Origin of the sequence: Acinetobacter nosocomialis NIPH 2119 (genome assembly GCF_000368085.1) — a bacterium.
In the GTDB taxonomy this organism is placed as follows: Bacteria; Pseudomonadota; Gammaproteobacteria; order Pseudomonadales; family Moraxellaceae; genus Acinetobacter; species Acinetobacter nosocomialis.
The window spans coordinates 3,859,682-3,880,333 of sequence record NZ_KB849239.1; the positions used below are offsets into that span (position 1 = coordinate 3,859,682).

Genomic DNA, 20,652 nt, shown 5'->3' on the forward strand with positions numbered 1-20,652 from the left:
AAGCTTATTGCTTTTTCAGTTCAGCACTTGATGGTTGATGTACCACTGTATCTGAAGTGTTTGCTTTTAAACCGCCACCTAGAGTTTTATATAACTCGATTTGGTTGTTTAAGTTTGCTTGTTGAAGCAATAACAAACCTTGTTCAGCTGAATAAGATGAACGTTGTGCATCAAGAACTGTCAAGTAACTATCAATACCTGCACGGAAGCGGGCATTTGAAAGTGTGTAGTTGCGGTTAGTTGCTTCTACTAAACGTTGTTGAGCTGTTAAACGTTCACCAATGTTGGCACGTGTCGCAAGTGCATCATTAACTTCACGGAATGCAGACTGAACTGATTTTTCATAATCAGACAATGCAATTTTCTGATCGGTTTCAGAAATTTTTACATTGGCACGACGAGTACCCCAGTCAAAGATTGGTAAATCTAAGCTTGGACCAATTGACCATGCAAAACCACCAGACTTAAATAGATCACTTAAGTCAGTTGATGCATAACCTGCTGAACCCGTTAAGCTAATGGTTGGGAATAAACGTGCTTTTGCTGCACCAATATTCGCACCCGCAGCGCTTAAGTTATATTCGGCCGCTTTTACATCTGGACGGTTATTTAACAAATCACTTGGTAAACCAGCAGTGAATACATTTTGCTGAGCAATACGTTTCACAGGCTGTGTCGGTAACAAGTTTTGTGCAACTGGTTGGCCTACAAGTAAGTTCAACAAGTTTTGTGCTTGAGCAATTTGAGTTTTGTAGTTCGCTACATCGTTACGCGCAGTTTCTACAGAAATCTGTGCCTGACGTAATGGAACTTCACTGTCGATACCTACATCAAAACGTTTTTTGTTGAGATTGTAAGAATCTTGCTGCGCTTTAAGTGTTTGCTCTGCAAGTCTTAAATTCGCCGTTGCAAACGAATAGTTTAACCATGCTTGAGCAACTTGACTGATCAAACTGATTTGAGTCGAATCACGTGCACTTTGTGTTGAAAGGTAATTATCTAAAGCAGCGTCTTTTAGACTACGAACACGGCCCCAGAAATCAAGCTCATAAGCAGTTACACCCACACCTACTTGGTAAGTAGAGTAGGGGTTATTCGGATCACGACTTGGCGTAACCTGACGAATTGCACTACCACTTGCTCCGATTGTTGGAAGCTGGTTGTTCTTCGTAATCTGATACTGCTCTTGAGCACGTTCAATATTGAGCGTTGCTTTACGTAAATCACGGTTATTCGCAAGAGCCAAGTCGATTACTTCAAGCAAACGTGGGTCAGCAAAGAACTGTTTGTAGCCCTGTTCAGCAATAGATGTACCAGAAGCGCTGTTATATGCATAGCTCTGTGGAATATCGGTTTTCACGACTGGTTCTGGGCCGCGCATGCTTTGACAAGCTGCCAAAGCAAGCGCAAGTGCAGATACCGCAATGCTACGACCTGAAATAGACCATACTTTTTGCATCACGATTTATGCTCCTGAGTGTTTATGGTTTTTGGTTTGTACTTAAAGATACTACGAATCCACACATAGAATACAGGGATAAAGAAGATACCTAAGAATGTCGCGCTGAGTACGCCACCAAGTACACCGAAGCCTACCGAGTGCTGACTTCCTGCACCAGCACCTGTTGAAAGTGCAAGCGGAAGTACACCAAAACCGAAGGCAAGGGTTGTCATGATAATTGGACGTAAACGCATTTTTGCAGCATGTAAGGTTGCGTCAAGTAGATCTTCACCTTTCTCTTGCAGCTCTTTTGCGAACTCAACAATCAAGATCGCATTTTTTGCAGAAAGACCAATTACCGCAATAATCGCTACCTGGAAGTAAATGTTATTCGAGAGATTTGGATCTCCTTTAATAATCATACCCAAGTAAGTCAATACGATCGCACCAATGACACCAAGCGGTACCACAAGTAAAACCGAGAACGGAATTGACCAGCTTTCATACAATGCAGCCAAGCAAAGGAATACGATTAACAATGAAAGCGCATATAAGAATGGCGCTTGAGCACCAGACTCACGTTCTTCAAGTGATAAGCCTGTCCATTCATAGTCGAAACCTTGTAAGCCCATAGATGGTAACTTACCAATAATTTCTTCTATTGCTTTCATGGCATCACCAGAACTCACGCCAGGTGCAGGTGTACCTTGAATGTTAACCGATGATACGCCGTTATAACGTTCAAGACGTGGAGAACCATATGTCCATTTGCCAGTAGCAAATGCCGAGAATGGAACCATCTCACCTTTGTTATTACGTACATACCACTTGTTTAAGTCTTCAGGCATCATACGGCTACCCGCATCACCTTGAACATAAACTTTTTTCACACGACCGCGGTCAACGAAATCGTTAATGTATGAACCACCCCAAGCAATACGCATTGTATTGTTGATGTCAGCAATGCTAACACCCATAGCACCAGCTTGAGCCTGATCTACATTAATTTGATATTGAGGCGTATCTTCTTGGCCATTTGGACGTACACCCATGAGGCGTTTATCTTGCGATGCCAAGCCTAAAATAGTGTTACGTGCTGCAATTAGTTTCTCATGGCCTTGACCACTTGAATCTTTAAGCTGCAAGTTAAATCCGGCAGTTACACCCAATTCAGGCATTGCAGGAAGCTGTAACGGCATAACATATGATGCATCTTTAATGATCATGTTTAATGCCATACCACGCTTAATTAATGCACCGATTTGAGTTTCCGGTGAAGTACGTTTGCTCCAGTCTTTCAACTTAACGAAGCCAATACCAGCGTTTTGACCCACACCTGTGAATGAGAAACCAGAAACAGTGAAAATGGATTCTACTGTGTCTTTTTCATTCATAAAGAAGTTTGTCATGGTGTCAATCACTTTACCTGTACGGTCAAGCGTTGCATTTGGTGGTAATTGAACAAGTGTCATTACAACACCCTGATCTTCTTCTGGTAAGAATGAAGATGGGAGTTTTTGGAACAAGAAGACTAAAAGGGCAACTACAACAGCGTACAGCACGCCAGAGAAGATTTTGCCTTTGAGCATGCGGCTAACACCATTTTGGTAGCTGTGCGACATGCGGTCAAAACCATTGTTAAAGCTTCTAAAGAAACGCGCGAAGATATTATTGCTTGGTTCTTTGTTTGGATCATGCTGTTTTAGAATAGTCGCACAAAGTGCAGGTGTGAACGTCAACGCTACAATTAACGACAGTACCATTGCAGTTACAAGGGTAATCGAGAACTGACGGTAAATTACACCTGTTGTACCACCAAAGAAGGCCATTGGTACGAATACCGCTGTCAATACACTGGTAATACCCACTAACGCACCAGAAATCTGCTGCATTGAGCGTGAAGTAGCCGTAACCGGATCAGTATGATCTTCACTCATTACACGTTCAACGTTTTCCACTACAACAATGGCGTCATCGACCAGAAGACCGATTGCCAATACCATAGCGAACATGGTTAAGGTGTTAATTGAGAAGCCAAAAATATTAATAACAGCAAATGTACCTAATACAACCACTGGAACTGCAAGCGTTGGAATAATCGTTGCGCGCCAGTTTTGTAAAAATAGGAACATGACAATGAATACCAAAATCACGGCTTCAATTAATGTGTGTACTACACTTTCAATTGAAAGACGGATAAATGGAGTCGTGTCATAAGCTAGTTTATCTTGTAAACCTGCTGGATAGTTCTTACGTAATTCAGATAAACGTTGTTCAACAGCAGCTGCCGTATCCAGTGCGTTAGCACCTGTAGCAATTTTAATTGCAAGACCACCTGCTGGTTTACCATTAAATTTCGAGTCGAACTGATAGTTATCCGAACCTAACTCTACGCGAGCTACATCTTTTAAACGAACTTCAGCACCAGATGCTGTGTTCTTTAAAAAGATATTTCTAAACTGCTCAGGAGTCTGTAACAAACTTTGAGCATTCACTGTTGCGTTAAGTACTTGACCTTGTACAGCAGGCGCACCACCTAACTGACCTACAGCAACTTGCGAGTTTTGTGCTTGAAGCGCAGTTGCAATATCACTAGGAGTGAGTTGGTAACTTGTTAACTTGGCTGGATCGAGCCAAATACGCATTGCATATGAACCACCAAAGACCTGAACTTCACCAACACCAGCAACACGGCTAAGCGGCTCTTTAATTGAAGAGTTTACGTAGTCTTTAATGTCTGAGTCTGAAAGGCTGTTATCTGGTGAATAAAATGCAATAACTTGTAGGAAGCTTGCACCAGATTTAGTAACTGTTACACCTTGACGTTGTACATCTTCAGGTAAAAGCGCAGTTGCAGATTGCAATTTGTTCTGAACCTGAACTTGTGCGATATCAGGGTCAACACCTTGTTCAAAGTTTAATTGAATAGATGCTTGTCCGTTACCAGCACTGTTAGAAGAAATATAACGTAAACCATCGAGACCATTCATTTGTTGTTCAATGATCTGGGTTACGGTGTTTTCAACTGTTTCAGCCGATGCACCAGGATAAGTCGCAGCAATGGTGACTGTCGGTGGTGCAATCGTTGGATACTGTGCAATAGGCATTTTTGTTAGCGTGAGAATACCCGCCAACATAATGACTAATGCAATCACCCACGCAAATATGGGGCGATGAATAAAAAATTGTGCCATTCAATCTACCCCTTATGCATTTGAAGCTGCTTTCTGTTCTGCTTGAGGTTTACCTGATTGAGCCGGTTTCGCAGCATTTGGCGCTGCACCTTGAGGATTTGCTGGTTGAGCTTGATAAGGTTTTGCTGTTACTTGTTGCCCTTCTTTGACTTTGGCAACGCCATCAACAATGACTTTATCGCCAGCTTTTAAGCCGTTAGTCACAATCCAGTTTTGTCCTTGAACACCTGAGGTTTCAATAGGACGACTCTCAACAGCCCCTTTGGCATTAACAAGCATTGCTACAGCTTGACCTGTAGGTAAACGTGTAACCGCAGCTTGAGGAATCAGATAAGCGTTTGGAACAACACCCTGAACAATTTGTGCAGTGGTATACATACCCGGAAGCAATAAATGATTCGGGTTAGAGAATACGGCACGTAAAGTAATTGTTCCTGTATCTTGGTTTACAGAAGCGTCAGAGAAAGCAAGTTGGCCTTCGATCGGGTAGGTAGAACCATCTTCAAGCTTTAATTTTACTTTCGTATTGTTACTGTTGTTCAAACTGCCTTTACTTAATTGTTGACGTAAACGTAACAACTCAGCGCTAGACTGATTAATATCAACATAAATTGGATCTAACTGTTGAATCGTCACTAACGCATTAGTCTGATTTGCAGTAACTAAAGCACCAGCCGTTACTGATGAACGTCCAGATTGTCCAGAAATAGGAGAGCGAATTGTAGAATAACCAAGATCTACATTTGCATTTGTTACTTGAGCCTTAGCTGCTGCAACTTGTGCTTCTGCAACATTAACTTGACCAAGTAAGTCATCATATTCCTGTTTAGACACAGCATTACTAGAAACAAGTTGTTTATAACGATTCAACTTGGTACGTAGTGAAGCTAGATTTGCCTGTTGTTGTAGGAGTGATGCTTTTGCATTTTCTAACGTTGCACGGTTCGTTCTAGAGTCGAGCTCATAGAGTGCCTGACCTTCACGAACATAACTTCCTTCAGCAAATAAGCGCTTTAAAATCACGCCACTTGTTTGAGGACGAACTTCAGAAATTTGATAGGCTGAAGTACGGCCTGAAAGCTCAACGCTTTGTTCAACACTTTGTGGTTGAGCAACAATAACACCTACTTCTGCAGGCGGCATTTTCTGAGCAGCAGCAGCTTGCTGTTTCTCATCGGAGCCTTTGCTACAACCAACAAGTGCGATACTTGTTGCTAATGCGCAAGCAGTAAGGGCTGGTGCCCAAAGCTTAGCCGACATCATTGTTCCACCTCGTTTAGATAAAATCTAAAAATATATTTGTTTTCTACTTAACCTACTTTGTGTTTGTAATAACCAGAGCCAAAGCAGTGCAATCCAAATAAAACCAATACCCCAACCAGCGAGTACGTCTGTTGGGAAATGAACTCCTGCATATATTCTTGAAAGCCCCATACACACAAACCAAAGACAGGAGATCAAAACAATATAAGGAGAGTTAATGTTGTGCTTACGGCATAACATAATCATTGCCAGACAAGCTAGTGTTGATGCATAAACACTATGTGCACTTGGGAACGATGCACCATAACTTTCAACAATATGATATGCCTCAGGAGGTCTAGGCCGGTTAACACACCATTTGAGCAGCCAACCAATGGTGATACTGCCAAAAACTCCCAAGCTAATGAAAATAACAGTAATATATTTTTTATACCATGCTAAATATACACATATTAGAAAGGATAAAAAACATACAAAAGGCATGCCGCCTATGCGTGCAAGAAAGGTGGTTATAGTATTAAGATAATCTAAACGATGGTGACTCAATGTTTGAACGGTGAGCAAGTCCAAAGATTGAAGACTTGGCACAAATAGACCAAGAATACCTAATCCTAAAAAAACGCAACCAATACAAAGCAATAGATAGGGCATATACACACCTTTGCTTATTCATGTAGTTTTCTGCTACTGAACGCCGTTGAAAGTGTACTTGCCAGTACACTTTTTTTCAAGCCTGATAGATCATCGTAAATTCATTTTGAAATTTTTTTAACATTTGGAAAAACAATCACAACAAAATTGACGGATATCACATTTTGTGTACAAAGCAAAACACTTAGTGTTCTGCTTTTTTTCCACTATTGGCTTGGGCATTTTCTTCTAATTCTAAAGGCTGATTTGGAGGCCAGAAGAAGTCGCTCGGACGTGTAAGAAAATGGGTCATGACCAGTTTAGCCAAAGGTTTCCATTGTTCAAAGCGAACGCGACGTGCGCGTAAAGCCACAATAATCGTTAAAGTGAAACTCACAAATAAGTTCGTAAGACCGATACAGAGTACGCCTAAAAATGAAACTATAATCAAGCCAATATCTGGACTACCGTTTATGGTCATTAAACCTTGAATAAAGTTTGCTGATGCAAAGGCAATATGTCGAATATCTAGAGGTAAACCTAAAATAAAACCTATTGTTCCCATACTTCCTAGCATGACACCAAATAGAAAGTTACCCGCAAGTGCACCTAAATTACGTTCAATATATTCTGCAAAACGATTAAGACGTTCTTGTCCAAATAAATTGCGTAGTCGGCGATGAGCTTTTAAACGCGGTCCTACTTTTCGGTAAACTGCCATGTTATCGAAGTAACCAGCAATCAGGCCTGATAAAAACAAGCAGACTCCCGCAATTGCTGCGTGAGGAACAGCTAATGACGTAAAAGGATTTAAGCTATGTAATAAATAGGTTGCTTTGGTATGGGTTAATAAGGGCTCATCAAGATAGAACTGCCAAGCAAAGGTAATGAGGGCAGCGGTAGGAATCGCAATCGAGATATTCCCCAAAATAGCAATAAACTGAGTTCGAATAATATTGATAATAAGCGCTGCTAATTCTGCAATTTGTGCAGTTTTAGAACCTTTACGTTGCTGTACAGTTGCAGCGAGTGCAGCAGCGGTCATTGCTGGCTGTTTTGTTGCAACGGTAAAGTGCAATACGTGAATCAGAATAAAGCCAAGAGAATAGTTCATACTGAACGTAAAGGCTTGCATGAGTGGCGCCATCGTCATTCGTGCAGCAAGAACCTTTAATGTTGCCATACAGGCGATAATGACACCTGCACCGGCAGCGGCTTTATACATTCCCCAAAAGCCTTTAGTATCTGTACTTACATAGTGCTCACCGGTACGGCTCGCATTTTCTGTGACTTGAAAGGCAATAAGCTCACTAGTCGTGCTAAGTAAAGAACGGACGCTTTTTTCACTATAATGAGCTTTAGTTAAGTCCGAAATTAAGTTTCCTAAAGAAACGTAACGTCCTTCGCTGTTATCAACAACCAAATAGAGCAATAATTCAATTCGGTCTAAACATTGTTCAAGTAAGGACAATAGATATGTCAAACTTAAACTAACACCAATTCTTTTTGTTGCTCGACGTATCTTTAAAACGACATCCCGACATTGTTCCAACATTACAAATGCTTGAGATGCATCTGGAGGTACAGTTACCACAGTGTCATCTTGAGAAATATCTTGTTTTTTATATTTTTCGATAAACTCAATAATTTCACGATTCTGTACTAAAAACGGCGATTCATATTCAGTTAGCTCAGGCTGAGCATTAATAAATTCAGGATAAAGCCCAATACCACTAATACGATAAGATAGAACCGTAATAGCCTTGATCATTTCTCGCTGAATGGCATGTTTTTCTTCAACATTACTATTACTTTGCCCAATTAGACCGAATAAGGTTGCCCAATCCTTATCATCAACATTGTTTAACCAGACTGAATCACTTTCTAAATAGAAAATTTTTCCAATCAAAATTTTGAGTTGGCTTGCATCTTCAATAAGCGGTAGAAAATGGCCGCCAAGTCTTTGCCCAAGCTGGTTCCAGAAACCATCTAAAGACAAAATGCCGCTATCCGCATATAAGCTCACTTGCTTATATTGATTAATTAAACGTAATAAAAAGGTTTGTAAAAGGGCAGGAGCGGTAGGAGTAAGTAATAAGCTGTCAATAAATGCTTGTATTTTTTGCTCTATCTCATCCGTATCGTGAGGATCGGATGGCCGTAAGGCATTGACTAAGTCAATGAGGATATTTTCGTCGATAACAGCTTGAGGGTTTTCAAGCTGTTTCTGGATTTTTAAAAAATGATCTGAAAAATTTATATGCATAGGCAAAATAATATCTACTGTATTCGATGTAATGCAAGCCGAGTGAGGTTAATCAATGCTTGGCGATAAGGTGTATCAGGCAAGATTGATAAGGCTTGCAGTGCTGCTTCTGTTTCTTCTTGGGCACGGCGCTGGCAATAATCTAAAGCACCAGACTTTTGCACAATTTCAATTACTCTGGTTAATTGATCAACCCCACCTGTCGCAATACTACGACGAATAATAGCGTGCTCTTCACCAGTTGAATGTGCTAATGCTGAAATTAACGGTAAAGTCGGTTTACCTTCCATTAAATCATCACCAATATTTTTACCTAATGTTTCAGCATCTGAAGTGTAGTCTAAAATATCGTCAATAATTTGGAATGCATTTCCGAAATGACCGGCAAATAATCTTAAAGGTTCACGATAAGCTTCTTGTCCCGCCAAAATGGCAGCACCTTCAGTTGCAAGTTCAAATAAACGAGAAGTTTTCCCGTGAATAATTTTTAAATATGTTTCTTCGGTTGTATCTGGTTGATGCTGAGATTGAAGCTGTAATACCTCACCTTCTGCAATTTCACATGTACCTGTTGAGAAGTCTTTTAATAAGGTCATGTTGTTTAAATCAACCAATAAGTCAAAAGCACGGGCAATAAGGAAGTCACCCACTAGCACGGCAGTTTGATTATTCCATGTTGCGTTGGCAGTAGGGCGGCCACGGCGAAGACCTGATTCATCGACTACATCATCATGCACTAAAGTTGCGGTATGAAGCATTTCAATAATGGCAGCCAAACGCTGTGCATGTTGCATATTGTCGAGGCCACAAGCGCGTGCTGCAAGTAAGCACATGATTGGGCGCATACGTTTGCCGCCAGCTTCAACGACATGTTTACTCACTGACATGACCAAGCCGACTTTTGAGCTAATTCCTTCATTAATCAAGTGATCCATCGCAGCAAAGTCTGTAGCAACAGGAGCGAGAATGTCTTGCTTAAAATCGATGACCATATGAAGAAAAACCCCGTATTGGTGATAAGTGGCGTTAGTGTATCAATTAAAAGTGCATTAAACAGGGAAACAAGCAATTGATATGAATCATTTGTATGTTCATGAAGAGTTCTTTGTTCTTTATTTCGGCAAAACGGTGTGTTTCCGACAAAACAATAAATTTTAATAACGTCAACATGAATACAGCTTGTTCTTGTTGCAAGTTGTGTTTGGAACTGTATTTTAAATTTCATTCAGAATCAATGAAAAGTACTAAATTCGAATTTAAGCTGTTTTTATTATGTAAGAATAGCGGTCTCTATTGCCCAGATAAAGATAAAGCACTTGTCGTTTGATCAAATTTCACTTAAAATCTGTCGCCTTGTATAACCCCAGTGGCGTTCGTTTTAAGATCGATATATCCCTTTATCGGCACGACGACACGGGCTGATTGGAGTACGTTATGTACGCAGTAATCCAAAGCGGTGGTAAACAGCACCGTGTAGTTGAGGGTGAAACCCTTAAAGTTGAATTATTGAAGGCTGAATCTGGCGCAACTATTACATTTGATGATGTATTAATGGTTGTAAACGGTGACAACATTCAAATCGGTGCTCCAGTTGTAGCTGGCGCTAAAGTAACTGCAGAAGTGATTGGTCATGGTCGTCACGACAAAATCCGCATTATCAAAATGCGTCGTCGTAAACACTACCGTAAGCAACAAGGTCACCGTCAATGGTTCACTGAGTTGAAAATTACTGGTATTTCAGGCTAATCACGAGGAGTAAGAGACATGGCAACTAAAAAAGCCGGTGGATCGACGAAGAACGGTCGTGATTCAAACCCAAAAATGTTAGGTGTTAAAGTTTACGGTGGTCAAACTGTAACTGCTGGTAACATCATCGTTCGTCAACGTGGTACAGAATTCCACGCTGGTGCAAATGTTGGTATGGGCCGTGACCATACTTTATTTGCTACTGCTGACGGCGTAGTAAAATTCGAAGTGAAAGGTCAATTTGGCCGTCGCTACGTAAAAGTTGAAACTGTTTAAGTTTTAGCTTAAGAAAAAGCCCACATTTTGTGGGCTTTTTTTATGGAATTTCATTAATTTTATCTTCATCATGATGAATAAAATTCTACAAACTATATGAACAACATAACAAAATATCTTATTTTCTCAATGATTAGCACAGAGTTTGTCGGTTAATATGAGTCTTGAATGAAGAGCTTGTTTGGCTGAGTTAAATTAAAAGCGAACAAGTTATCTTACAGCAACTAAAAAGGTGATGACATGAATATGCTTCGTAAAACCATGTGTGCTATTACACTCAGCGCCTCAGTGCTTGCTCCTGTAATGAGTACTACAGCGTTTGCTGCACCAGTAGCAGCACCGGAGCAACAGGCAATTGGGAACCTGGTAAATCAGTTATCAGGATTACAGCGTTTAACTGCTGATTTTGAACAAACAACCAAAGCAAATACAAAAGCTGTAGCACAGAAAAAAGGTCTAGGTGCTCAGCATATGAACCAGACATTTAAAGGTTCAATGAAAGTTGAACGTCCGGGGAAATTTTATTGGGAAACTGTGAGTCCGTCTAAACAAACTATTGTGACAAGTGGTAAAACAGTATGGATTTATGACCCTGATTTACAGCAAGCTGTACGTCAAAGCTTAGATTCGCAAGTAGCCGATACTCCAGCTTTATTGCTCTCTGGTAATACTAGTCAAATCATGAAGTCTTACCGAGTGACTCAGCCAGATAAATCTAAATTATATTTCACTTTATTCCCGAAAAAAGAAGATGGAGCTTTCCAAAGCTTAACTATTAGTTTTGGTGCCAACAAAGCACCTACGTTAATGGTATTACAAGATTCTTTAGGTCAAACCACTTACGTGAAATTTAATAATGTAAAAGTGAATGCCTCAATTCCAGCTTCAACTTTTAATTTTACACCACCAAAAGGCACAGATATTATTGATCAATAATTATTGTGCTTCGTTAAGAAAGCCACCTAAAAGGGTGGCTTTCTTTTTATATATCAATCCTAGATACATTTTTTAACCCCGTCTTATTCCTACGCTTTGTATAGTGATAAAACAGATTACATGGGGATTAACATGCGACTTTACGATAAGAAAATTATTTTCATTCTTCCTATGGTGGCTGCCATGGCGGCAGTAAGTGGTTGTCAGCCAAAATCTGCAGCTAAAGATGAGCAACCTGCATCTAGTGCTTCAGTAAAAGAACAAAAACAAGCAGAAGTTCCAGTGATTCAGGCAAAAGTAATTCCAGTCAAATTACCAAAATCTAAAGTTTGTCTTGAAGATGGCTGTACTGAATATGATTTTCAGACAGTACAAACCAACCAAAAATGGATTAATGATTATTTTACGAACCGTATAAAAAAAGCAGACCCGAATGCTTTTGCAAACTTGGCTGATAAACCTGTCGAGGTACCAGAAGGGGAGCCGAGCTCAAGTCAAAGTGCAATTTATGTCCGTTATTTGGGACAAAATTATAATCTTGCAACCTTTGCCTTACAGACATACTCATACTCTGCGGGTGCAGCACATGGCATGTCTCATCAAGAGTTTGTAAATTTTGATTTATTAAATAAAAAACACATTACTGTTGCTGAACTCATTAAGCCAGATGTTGAAAAGCAACTCGTTGATGCACTTTTTGATGCGAATACGAACTGGCTTCAAGACCACAATATTAGCCGTGAAAAACTGCAACTAAGTGATAATTACTATTATGGTGCCAATGGGATTGTTTTTGTCTATCCTGTCTATGAGTTAGCTTCTTATGCAGAAGGAATGACTGAATTAATACTGCCATATTCTGAGGCAGCTAAGTTCATTAAACCTGAGTATTTACCGAGTGTGCCAAACTACAACATGTAAAATATGAGGTCTCTTCTTAGAATTGTGTGAAAGCTATTCGATATGAAGATGATCACTATATTTTTTAGTGTTAAGGGCTTACACTATAGCCAGTTTTTTACCCATATTATGATTAATTATGATCGACCCTAAGTTACTCAGAAATAATATTGAAGTCGTTAATGCAGCTTTGGCAAAACGTGGTGTTCAGTTAGACGTTCAAGAATGGGCGTCTTTAGAGACTCGCCGTAAAGACTTGCAATCAAAAACTGAAAAGTTACAGGCAGAGCGAAATGCCGGTGCTAAACAAGTGGGTCAGATTAAAAAATCCGGTGGCGATGCTTCTGAAATCATGGCACGCATGCAGGCGATTGGTGATGAGATTAAAGCAGCTGAAGTTGCTTTATCAGAACTACAAAACGAGATTGAGCAAAAAGCACTTAGCATTCCAAACTTACCGGATGAATCTGTGCCAGCTGGTAAGGATGAGAGTGATAACGTTGAAATCTCAAAATGGGGTACACCTCGTCAGTTCGATTTTGAAATCAAAGATCATACTGATTTAGGCGAATGGATGGGCGGCTTAGAGTTTGAAACTGCGACCAAACTTACTGGTTCACGTTTCAGTGTGTTGAAGGGGCCTTTAGCGCGTCTACAACGTGCTTTAACTCAGTTTATGCTTGATACCCATACTTTAAAGAATGGCTATACTGAAGCATACGTGCCTTATTTGGTTAATGCTGACTCACTTCGTGGGACAGGACAATTACCAAAATTTGAAGAAGATTTATTTAAACTTCAAGGCGAAAAAGAATACTACCTTATTCCTACAGCTGAAGTTCCTGTCACAAACTTTGTTCGCGACGAAATCATTGATGCAGACCGTTTACCACTAAAATATGCAGCGCATACACCATGTTTCCGTAGTGAAGCTGGTTCTTATGGCCGTGATACACGTGGTTTAATCCGTCAGCACCAATTTGATAAAGTTGAAATGGTGCAAATCGTTAAACCAGAAACGTCTATGCAGGCCCTTGAAGAACTTACTGCACATGCTGAGGGCATTTTGCAGGCACTTGGTTTGCCATACCGCAAAATTTTGCTCTGTGGTGGTGATATGGGCTTTGGTGCGATGAAAACTTACGATTTAGAAGTATGGGTTCCAAGCCAAAATACATATCGTGAGATTTCAAGCTGCTCTAATATGGGTGATTTCCAAGCGCGTCGTATGAAAGCACGCTTCCGTATGGATCAGAAGAAGACTGAATTAGTGCATACGCTAAATGGTTCAGGTCTTGCAGTAGGACGTACTTTGCTTGCAGTAATGGAAAATTACCAACGTGAAGACGGCTCAATCGAGATTCCAGAAGTATTACGCCCATATATGGGTGGTGCAACTTTTATTGACTAAACTTTGCATCTAAATTGTGCACGTTTTTTGCTTAAACATAATCAGATGATTGATGTAGAGGTTTAAGGTGGATATTTTTCCAATCTCTTTGAAGTTGCAGCAGCAACGTTGTCTGATTGTGGGCGGAGGGCATATTGCTTTACGCAAGGCAACCTTATTAGCTAAGGCGGGGGCAATAATAGATATTGTTGCTCCTGAAATTGAAGAGCAGCTTCTGCAATTAGTAACAGCAACAAGCGGTCAGCATTTTGCTGAAGTTTTCTCTGAGAAGTTTTTAAGTACACCCTATCGTTTAGTCATTGCTGCGACTAACGATCCGCAAGTCAATAAAACAGTCTTTGAGCAATGTGAAGTACGTAATTTACTTGTAAACAGTGTTGACGATATTCCACATTGCCGCTTTATGGTTCCTGCGATTATTGACCGTTCACCTTTAGTGATTTCGGTTGCTTCAAATGGGACTTCTCCTGTTTTATCTCGTCAAATCCGTACACAGTTAGAGACATCCATTCCGCATGGAATGGGGAAGTTAGCGGAATTTTCTGGAAAATGGCGAAATCAGGTTAAAGAAAAAATTTCTAATCCTGATGAACGCCGTATTTTTTGGGAAAACTTGTATGCAAGTCCCTTAAAAGAGCAGGTTTTTAACGATAATCATGATGTTGCAGATAGCATGCTTGAACAAGCATTGCTGGAGTGGAAAGCACCTAAAGGTGAAGTTTATTTGGTGGGTGCAGGTCCAGGTGATCCTGAACTGCTTACCTTAAAAGCTTTGCGTTTAATGCAACAAGCTGATGTAGTTATTTATGATCGTTTGGTATCTCAACCCATTTTAGAATTATGCCGTCGAGACTCGACAAAAATATATGTTGGTAAAGCTCGCTCAAATCATTCTGTTCCTCAAGACGGGATCAATGCTTTACTCGTTGAATATGCTCAACAAGGAAAGCGTGTTTGTCGTTTAAAAGGCGGTGATCCGTTTATTTTTGGGCGTGGTGGCGAAGAGATCCAAGAATTGTTCCAAGCTGGTGTACCATTTCAGGTGGTTCCAGGCATTACGGCAGCGTCAGGCTGTTCAGCTTATGCTGGTATTCCGCTCACTCATCGTGACTATGCTCAGAGTGTACGTTTTCTAACTGGTCATTTAAAAGAAGGTTCTCCTGAGCTTCCTTGGAATGAGCTGGTATATGAGAACCAGACTTTAGTTCTTTATATGGGCTTGGTGGGCTTGGAACGTATTTGTGAGCAACTGATTGCACACGGACAGCGTCCAGATATGCCAGTCGCATTAATTTCAAAGGGTACAACCCCTGAACAAAAGGTTGTGGTGGGGTCACTTGCTGATATTGCATCTAAAGTGACAGAACATCAAATTCATGCGCCGACTCTCACAATTATTGGTGAGGTCGTACGTTTGCGCGAACAGTTACAGTGGAATTAGTAGGCCAATTATTATCTACAAAAGAGATGTAACTATTGCCTAAGCTAACCAACAAGTAATTTAAGTGAGTAATTAAGTGATTCATGTTGTTCTATACGAGCCTGAAATCCCTGCAAACACAGGGAATATTATTCGACTATGCGCGAATACAGGGGCTCAATTGCATTTGGTTAAGCCTTTAGGTTTTGAGCTTGATGATAAAAAGCTTAAACGTGCGGGGCTTGATTATCATGAATGGGCAAGAATGCAGATTTGGGACAATATTGAAGCATGCCTCGCAGACTTAAAGTCAAAAGGTGTTGAGCATGTCTTTCCTCTAACGACGAAGGGTTCTGCAACTCCGCATACAGTTGATTTAAACCGACCTGTGGCTTTACTGATGGGGCCAGAAACACGCGGCTTGCCTGAGCATGTTCGCTTGATGTTCCCTCAAGAGCAGTGGATTCGGTTACCCATGGCTGAAAACTCTAGAAGTTTGAATTTATCTAATGCAACTGCAGTGATTGTTTACGAAGCATGGCGTCAGCAAGGTTTTAAAAATTTAGGTTAGTTTCCTAAATACAAAAAATGAGGCCCTAGGTGGCCTTATTTTTTTGATCTAATTTTAATTTAAGCTTGTTCTAGTATTTTTTCGTCATACATGATTTGTGCTGCTAAAACTTGTTCGATGTTTGTTTCAGCCCATTCTTTTAACTGGAATGCCATTGAAGCGACATTTTGGCCTAATAGTGTAAGTGAGTAGTCTACACGAATGGGTGAAGTGTCTTGAATTTTACGTTCGATAAAACCATCTCTTTCTAGCATTTTTAACTTTTGTGATAAGACTTTAGGAGAAATGCCCTGAATATTCTTTTTGAGTAAATTGAAATGCTGAGTTTCTTCCTCAAGAATATTTAAGATGAGTAAAACCCACTTATCTGCAATTTTTTCAAAAAATAAACGAGCAGGGCAATGTTGTTGAAAAATATTATATTTTAGACATTCACTCATACCATCTACCTACTTATTTTAAAAAAAATATACTAGTTACCATATGGTAACTAATTGACACCTAGTTTCTAAAATATATCATAAAACAGAATTTAATAAAACACAGGTTTCTCCCATGTCTAATTCTAATATTGCGGTTGTATATTTCTCTGGTTATGGCCACACGAAAGTAGTTGCTGAAACTTTTGCTAATGAAATTAATGCTCAACTTATCCAGATTGATCAGGAAGGTAATATTACTGAGCAAGATTGGGAAACATTAAACAATGCAAAAGGTATTGTTTTCGGTGCTCCGACTTACATGGGTACAGCACCATGGCAGTTTAAAAAATTTGCTGATGCAACTTCAAAAGTTTGGTTTACACGTGGTTGGGAAGATAAAGTATTTGCAGGCTTTACCAACAGTGCAAGTCTAAATGGTGATAAGCAAGTTACGCTTATCCAATTACAAACTTTAGCATCACAACACGGTGGTATTTGGGTGAGCTTGGGTCTGTTACCAGCAAATACTAAAAATGCAAAACGTGAAGATGTTAATAACCTAGGTGGTTCAGTAGGTTTACTTGTTCAGTCACCATCAGACGCAAGTGTAGATGAGATTCCAACAGGGGATTTGGAAACAGCAAAACTTTATGCAAAACGCGTACAAGGTATTGTAAATAAAATATTTGGATAATAAGTCCATAAAAAAGGCGCTTTAAGCGCCTTTTTTATTATTCATGCTCGTTGTGTTGAGGAGCATTGTATTTAAAGCCTTTGGTTTTGTAAGCAAGATAACCTACACCAACCACTGCCCAAGCCAAGCCGATTTGTAAAGCAAGCTTGTCGATCTCCAACCACATTAGGAACACGCTGGCAAAGCCAAGCGTTGGTACGATAATGTAATTAATAATATCTTTAATAGATTTGTTTTTACCATCTCTAAGCGCATAGCGCGAAATTACTGAGAAATTCACAAAACTAAAAGCAGTTAAGGCCCCGAAACTAATTAAGTTAACAATATGTTCAAGGTCTAAAAAGCCAGCAGATAATGCAACTATACCAACAATAAGAATGTTGTAAGTTGGTGTATGCAATCTTGGGCTAATATGACCAAATAACTTTTTATTGATAACCCCATCACGACCCATTACATACATTAAGCGAGATACGCCAGCGTGTGCTGAAATACCCGATGCCATAACTGCAACTACAGCAAAATATAAAACTAACGTTTTAAAGGCAATACTGCCAATTGCTGCAACCATCACAGGTTGTGATTCATCTAATGGCTTAAAATAAGTATTTGGGTTACTTGGAAAATATAACTGGATAAAGTAAGTACTTATAATAAAGATGACACCAGCAAGTAATGCTGTTGAGAAAATCGCTTTTGGCAGCGTTCTTTCAGCATCCTTTGTTTCTTCGGCAAGTGAAGATAAAGCATCAAAACCTGTAAAAGAAAAACACAGTACTGTTGCACCACCAATCAAAGCACTAATAGAAGTCATATCATTCCAAAAAGGAGTGAGTGACCATAGCTCTGATTTATCTGGATTCAGCGTGCCATCAGCATATACCCCTTGAGTAAGCAAGGTATATACTTGATAAACAAAGTAAAAGATAACACCAAGTTGAATAACTACAATTGTACTGTTAAAACGAGCAACGAAACGTGCGCCGAATAAGTTAATCACAGTCATTAATGCAGTTAAGCCAATAACCCATAACCAATTATTTACTTCCGGAAACAATGCTCTTAAATAAATATCGGCCAAAATGATATTGACGAGTGGTGAAAGTAAATAGTCTAGCCAAGATGACCAACCCACCATAAAACCAACATTAGGGTGAATTGACTTTTGGGCGTAGGTATATGCCGATCCTGAAGAAGGATAGCGTTTGATCATGTGTCCATAACTGATCGACGTCAATAAAATTGCAACTAAGGCAAAAATATAAGAAGTAGGTACATGACCACCACTTCGTTCTGATACTAAACCAAAAGTATCAAATAAAGTTAATGGCTGAATATAAGCTAAACCAATAATAATAATGTGCCATAGCACAAGATTCTTTTGAAGTTTAGCTGTTGGTTTAGTCCCAGATAAGTTTGTCAACGGCGTTATCCTCATAATCGTTGATCAAGGATCAGCTTGGTGTTAAGGATCGTTTGAGACGAACGATCCCCCCTACATAAAAGATAAAGTGCGCCAATCTATCCTAAATTGATGCAAATTGTCAGTACTTTCGTGGAATTTTTAGCAAATTTTTTGCCATATTTCCAAATAAAATGATGAATAAAAATTCATAGATATAAAAAAGGTCTGATTTATTATAAAAATCAGACCTTTAAGTTTTTACTTGAGCTAGCTAAAACTTAAATTACCAAGCTTTTTGTAAGATCTCACGTATATCTTTTAAGCTTGCTTCTTTAGGGTTAAAAATAATAGAGCCATCATTTAGTGCTTTTTCTGCAACTTCATCAAGCTGTGCTTCAGTAACCTTGCCAGTTTCGCGCAAAGTACGTGGTAATTTAGTTAGACTAAATAAGCGATCACGCATCGCTAAAATTGTTGCAATTGCTCTATCTGCACGTTGATTGGCAGGAGTCTGGGCATAAATATCGGCACCTGCAAGTGGTAATAGTAACTCACTAATTTTCTGCCCATTGACTTGTTTATTATATTCAAGCACATAAGGTAGGAATAAATTCATACATAGGCCATGAGGGAGGTGGGCAACTGCACCTAAAGCATGACCTAAAGAATGTACAAGCCCTACCATTGAGTTGGAAAAAGCAATACCAGCCATAGTCGATGCTTGTGCTAGCTCTAAACGCCCTTGTGAGTCATTTGGGTTTTCCAAGACATTGAATAGATTTTCACTAATCTTTTTGATACCTGCACTTGCATAGGCATCACTGAGTGGATTTGCTGCCAAGCATGTATAGGCCTCAACACAATGGGTTAACGCATCCATACCTGTCATTGCTGTTAGGTGGGGAGGTAAAGTTAATGTCATGCGCGGATCTAAAATAGCTGCGTGTGGCATGAGATACGCAGAAGTAAATGCTAATTTAACATTTCTTTGTGTATCCGAAACTACGGCCACCATAGTTACTTCCGAACCTGTACCTGATGTAGTTGGAATAACAAAAAATGGTTTTAGTGGTTTTGGTAAGTTATGTGCGCCTGAATATTGAAGAAGGTCATCTCCACCTTCTGAAACTAAAATATTAGTTGCTTTAGAGGTATCAATAACAGAGCCTCCACCCACAGCAATAATCGCGTCACATTTATTGGTACGATAAGCTTCTGCTGCAAGGCGAACAACTTCAAGACTTGAATCAGGTGGAACATCGTCAAAGATATAAGCGATAACAGCATCAGTTGTGCTAAATGCAGCTTCAATAGGATTTAATAAGCCATTTGCACGTACACCTTTATCGGTAATGATAAGAGGACGCTTTGCACCCAAGGTCGCGAGTTCAAACGGAATATGTTCTAATGCAGCATTACCGGCAATAACTTTTACAGGACAAAAGAATTCGTAATATGGTTTAGCCATGTTATGCGCTCCGCTTGAAGTAAGACTTAGCTACTTTTAAATAAATATTTGCAGCTTCGTTGAATTTTTCTTTTAGGGTAAGTTCGGTTGGATATTGCTTGACTGCTAATGAGGCAACCAATTTAGGTAAGATAAGAATTTCCAACTTATTTAAGCAGCGAACAAAACGGATTCCTGCGGATACATCTCCATCGGCAATCATTCGATCATTTGCATATGCTTGCGCTGTACTTTCCTGAAAAGTAAAAACCAAAAAAGCATGGCTTACATGCTTAAATGTAATGGTTAAATCAGGTTTTTTTTCCGCTCTTTTTAGCAGCTCTAATTGTTTATCTTCTGTCACTCGAGCAAAAAATGCTGGTCCATTTGGGAAGACATTCATTGAAAGTACAAAGTGAACAGGAAATTTGGACACTTCCTCTTGTATTTCACTATCTACTTGACTCGCCATGACTAAGCCACGACCAACAACATCCATCATGAGCTTAACGTAGGCAAGTTGCAGAGTGGGCTTTACAGCTTTTGTCGAAATCACTTGCTATCCCTTCTTAAAATTATGCAAAAGCAAATTTAGAGTAATTACTCTAATCTATTTTTATTCCATCTCAA

The 20,652-nt window shown here is 39.7% G+C and carries 18 protein-coding genes and 1 pseudogene; 8 read left to right on the forward strand and 11 right to left on the reverse strand.

Going from position 1 to position 20,652, the window contains the following annotated elements:
• Nucleotides 1–4: 4 nt before the first annotated feature.
• The 7 genes and pseudogenes from adeK to F984_RS22725 all read right to left on the reverse strand — a co-directional run bounded on the left by adeK (nucleotide 5) and on the right by F984_RS22725 (nucleotide 10,132).
• Nucleotides 5–1,459, reverse strand: coding sequence for a multidrug efflux RND transporter outer membrane channel subunit AdeK (gene adeK, locus F984_RS22000; protein ID WP_004712227.1), 1,455 nt, complete (start codon nucleotides 1,457–1,459; stop codon nucleotides 5–7).
• Nucleotides 1,459–4,635 carry a multidrug efflux RND transporter permease subunit AdeJ gene (gene adeJ, locus F984_RS22005; protein WP_004712229.1) on the reverse strand — a complete coding sequence of 1,059 codons (3,177 nt, stop codon included), beginning with the start codon at nucleotides 4,633–4,635 and terminating at the stop codon, nucleotides 1,459–1,461. The genes adeK and adeJ overlap by 1 nt, the downstream gene beginning before the upstream one ends.
• A gap of 12 nt (nucleotides 4,636–4,647) precedes the next feature.
• Nucleotides 4,648–5,898: a multidrug efflux RND transporter periplasmic adaptor subunit AdeI gene (gene adeI / locus F984_RS22010; protein WP_002051558.1), complete on the reverse strand. Its 1,251-nt coding sequence runs from the start codon at nucleotides 5,896–5,898 to the stop codon at nucleotides 4,648–4,650.
• A 24-nt stretch (nucleotides 5,899–5,922) separates the two neighbouring features.
• Nucleotides 5,923–6,549 carry a phosphatase PAP2 family protein gene (locus F984_RS22015; protein WP_002051172.1) on the reverse strand — a complete coding sequence of 209 codons (627 nt, stop codon included), beginning with the start codon at nucleotides 6,547–6,549 and terminating at the stop codon, nucleotides 5,923–5,925.
• Between the two features lie 184 nt (nucleotides 6,550–6,733).
• Nucleotides 6,734–8,794, reverse strand: coding sequence for a site-specific recombinase (locus tag F984_RS22020; RefSeq protein WP_004712231.1), 2,061 nt, complete (start codon nucleotides 8,792–8,794; stop codon nucleotides 6,734–6,736).
• Nucleotides 8,795–8,808: 14 nt separating this feature from the next.
• Nucleotides 8,809–9,786, reverse strand: a complete 978-nt coding sequence (gene sdsA, locus F984_RS22025; protein ID WP_004712232.1) for an All-trans-nonaprenyl-diphosphate synthase — start codon at nucleotides 9,784–9,786, stop codon at nucleotides 8,809–8,811.
• Nucleotides 9,787–9,832: 46 nt separating this feature from the next.
• A pseudogene (locus tag F984_RS22725) lies at nucleotides 9,833–10,132 on the reverse strand (hypothetical protein).
• Between the two features lie 96 nt (nucleotides 10,133–10,228).
• Between F984_RS22725 and rplU the strand changes: the two are divergent.
• From rplU to F984_RS22060, 7 genes are all read left to right on the forward strand, one after another.
• Entirely contained in the window at nucleotides 10,229–10,540 is a 312-nt protein-coding gene (gene rplU / locus F984_RS22030) for a 50S ribosomal protein L21 (RefSeq protein WP_000271409.1), read from the forward strand.
• An 18-nt stretch (nucleotides 10,541–10,558) separates the two neighbouring features.
• On the forward strand, nucleotides 10,559–10,816 hold the full coding sequence (rpmA, locus tag F984_RS22035) for a 50S ribosomal protein L27 (RefSeq protein ID WP_000201632.1): 258 nt from the start codon (nucleotides 10,559–10,561) through the stop codon (nucleotides 10,814–10,816).
• A gap of 240 nt (nucleotides 10,817–11,056) precedes the next feature.
• The gene (lolA, locus tag F984_RS22040; protein ID WP_002051355.1) at nucleotides 11,057–11,752 is read left to right on the forward strand and encodes an outer membrane lipoprotein periplasmic chaperone LolA; all 696 of its coding nucleotides are present in this window, start codon (nucleotides 11,057–11,059) and stop codon (nucleotides 11,750–11,752) included.
• 120 nt (nucleotides 11,753–11,872) lie between these two features.
• Nucleotides 11,873–12,673, forward strand: a complete 801-nt coding sequence (locus F984_RS22045) for an RsiV family protein (protein ID WP_031944844.1) — start codon at nucleotides 11,873–11,875, stop codon at nucleotides 12,671–12,673.
• Nucleotides 12,674–12,791: 118 nt separating this feature from the next.
• Nucleotides 12,792–14,063 (forward strand): serine--tRNA ligase, encoded by a 1,272-nt coding sequence (serS, locus tag F984_RS22050; protein ID WP_004712237.1) that lies wholly within the window; start codon nucleotides 12,792–12,794, stop codon nucleotides 14,061–14,063.
• Nucleotides 14,064–14,130: 67 nt separating this feature from the next.
• Complete coding sequence (cysG, locus tag F984_RS22055; RefSeq protein ID WP_004712239.1) at nucleotides 14,131–15,504, forward strand: siroheme synthase CysG; 1,374 nt, start codon at nucleotides 14,131–14,133, stop codon at nucleotides 15,502–15,504.
• A 76-nt stretch (nucleotides 15,505–15,580) separates the two neighbouring features.
• Nucleotides 15,581–16,054, forward strand: a complete 474-nt coding sequence (locus F984_RS22060; protein WP_002051239.1) for a tRNA (cytidine(34)-2'-O)-methyltransferase — start codon at nucleotides 15,581–15,583, stop codon at nucleotides 16,052–16,054.
• Nucleotides 16,055–16,113: 59 nt separating this feature from the next.
• Here the strand turns inward: F984_RS22060 and F984_RS22065 are convergent, their stop codons facing one another.
• Nucleotides 16,114–16,494 (reverse strand): winged helix-turn-helix transcriptional regulator, encoded by a 381-nt coding sequence (locus tag F984_RS22065; protein ID WP_004712241.1) that lies wholly within the window; start codon nucleotides 16,492–16,494, stop codon nucleotides 16,114–16,116.
• A gap of 115 nt (nucleotides 16,495–16,609) precedes the next feature.
• On the opposite strand from F984_RS22065, the gene F984_RS22070 reads away from it, so the two are divergent.
• Entirely contained in the window at nucleotides 16,610–17,170 is a 561-nt protein-coding gene (locus F984_RS22070) for a flavodoxin family protein (protein WP_002051305.1), read from the forward strand.
• Nucleotides 17,171–17,207: 37 nt separating this feature from the next.
• Here F984_RS22070 and F984_RS22075 read toward each other — a convergent pair whose 3' ends face one another.
• The 3 genes from F984_RS22075 to F984_RS22085 all read right to left on the reverse strand — a co-directional run bounded on the left by F984_RS22075 (nucleotide 17,208) and on the right by F984_RS22085 (nucleotide 20,578).
• Nucleotides 17,208–18,593 (reverse strand): APC family permease, encoded by a 1,386-nt coding sequence (locus tag F984_RS22075; RefSeq protein ID WP_025469388.1) that lies wholly within the window; start codon nucleotides 18,591–18,593, stop codon nucleotides 17,208–17,210.
• Nucleotides 18,594–18,858: 265 nt separating this feature from the next.
• Nucleotides 18,859–20,043, reverse strand: coding sequence for an iron-containing alcohol dehydrogenase (locus F984_RS22080; RefSeq protein WP_004712246.1), 1,185 nt, complete (start codon nucleotides 20,041–20,043; stop codon nucleotides 18,859–18,861).
• Between the two features lies 1 nt (nucleotide 20,044).
• Nucleotides 20,045–20,578: a hypothetical protein gene (locus F984_RS22085; RefSeq protein ID WP_004712248.1), complete on the reverse strand. Its 534-nt coding sequence runs from the start codon at nucleotides 20,576–20,578 to the stop codon at nucleotides 20,045–20,047.
• Nucleotides 20,579–20,652: the final 74 nt, after the last annotated feature.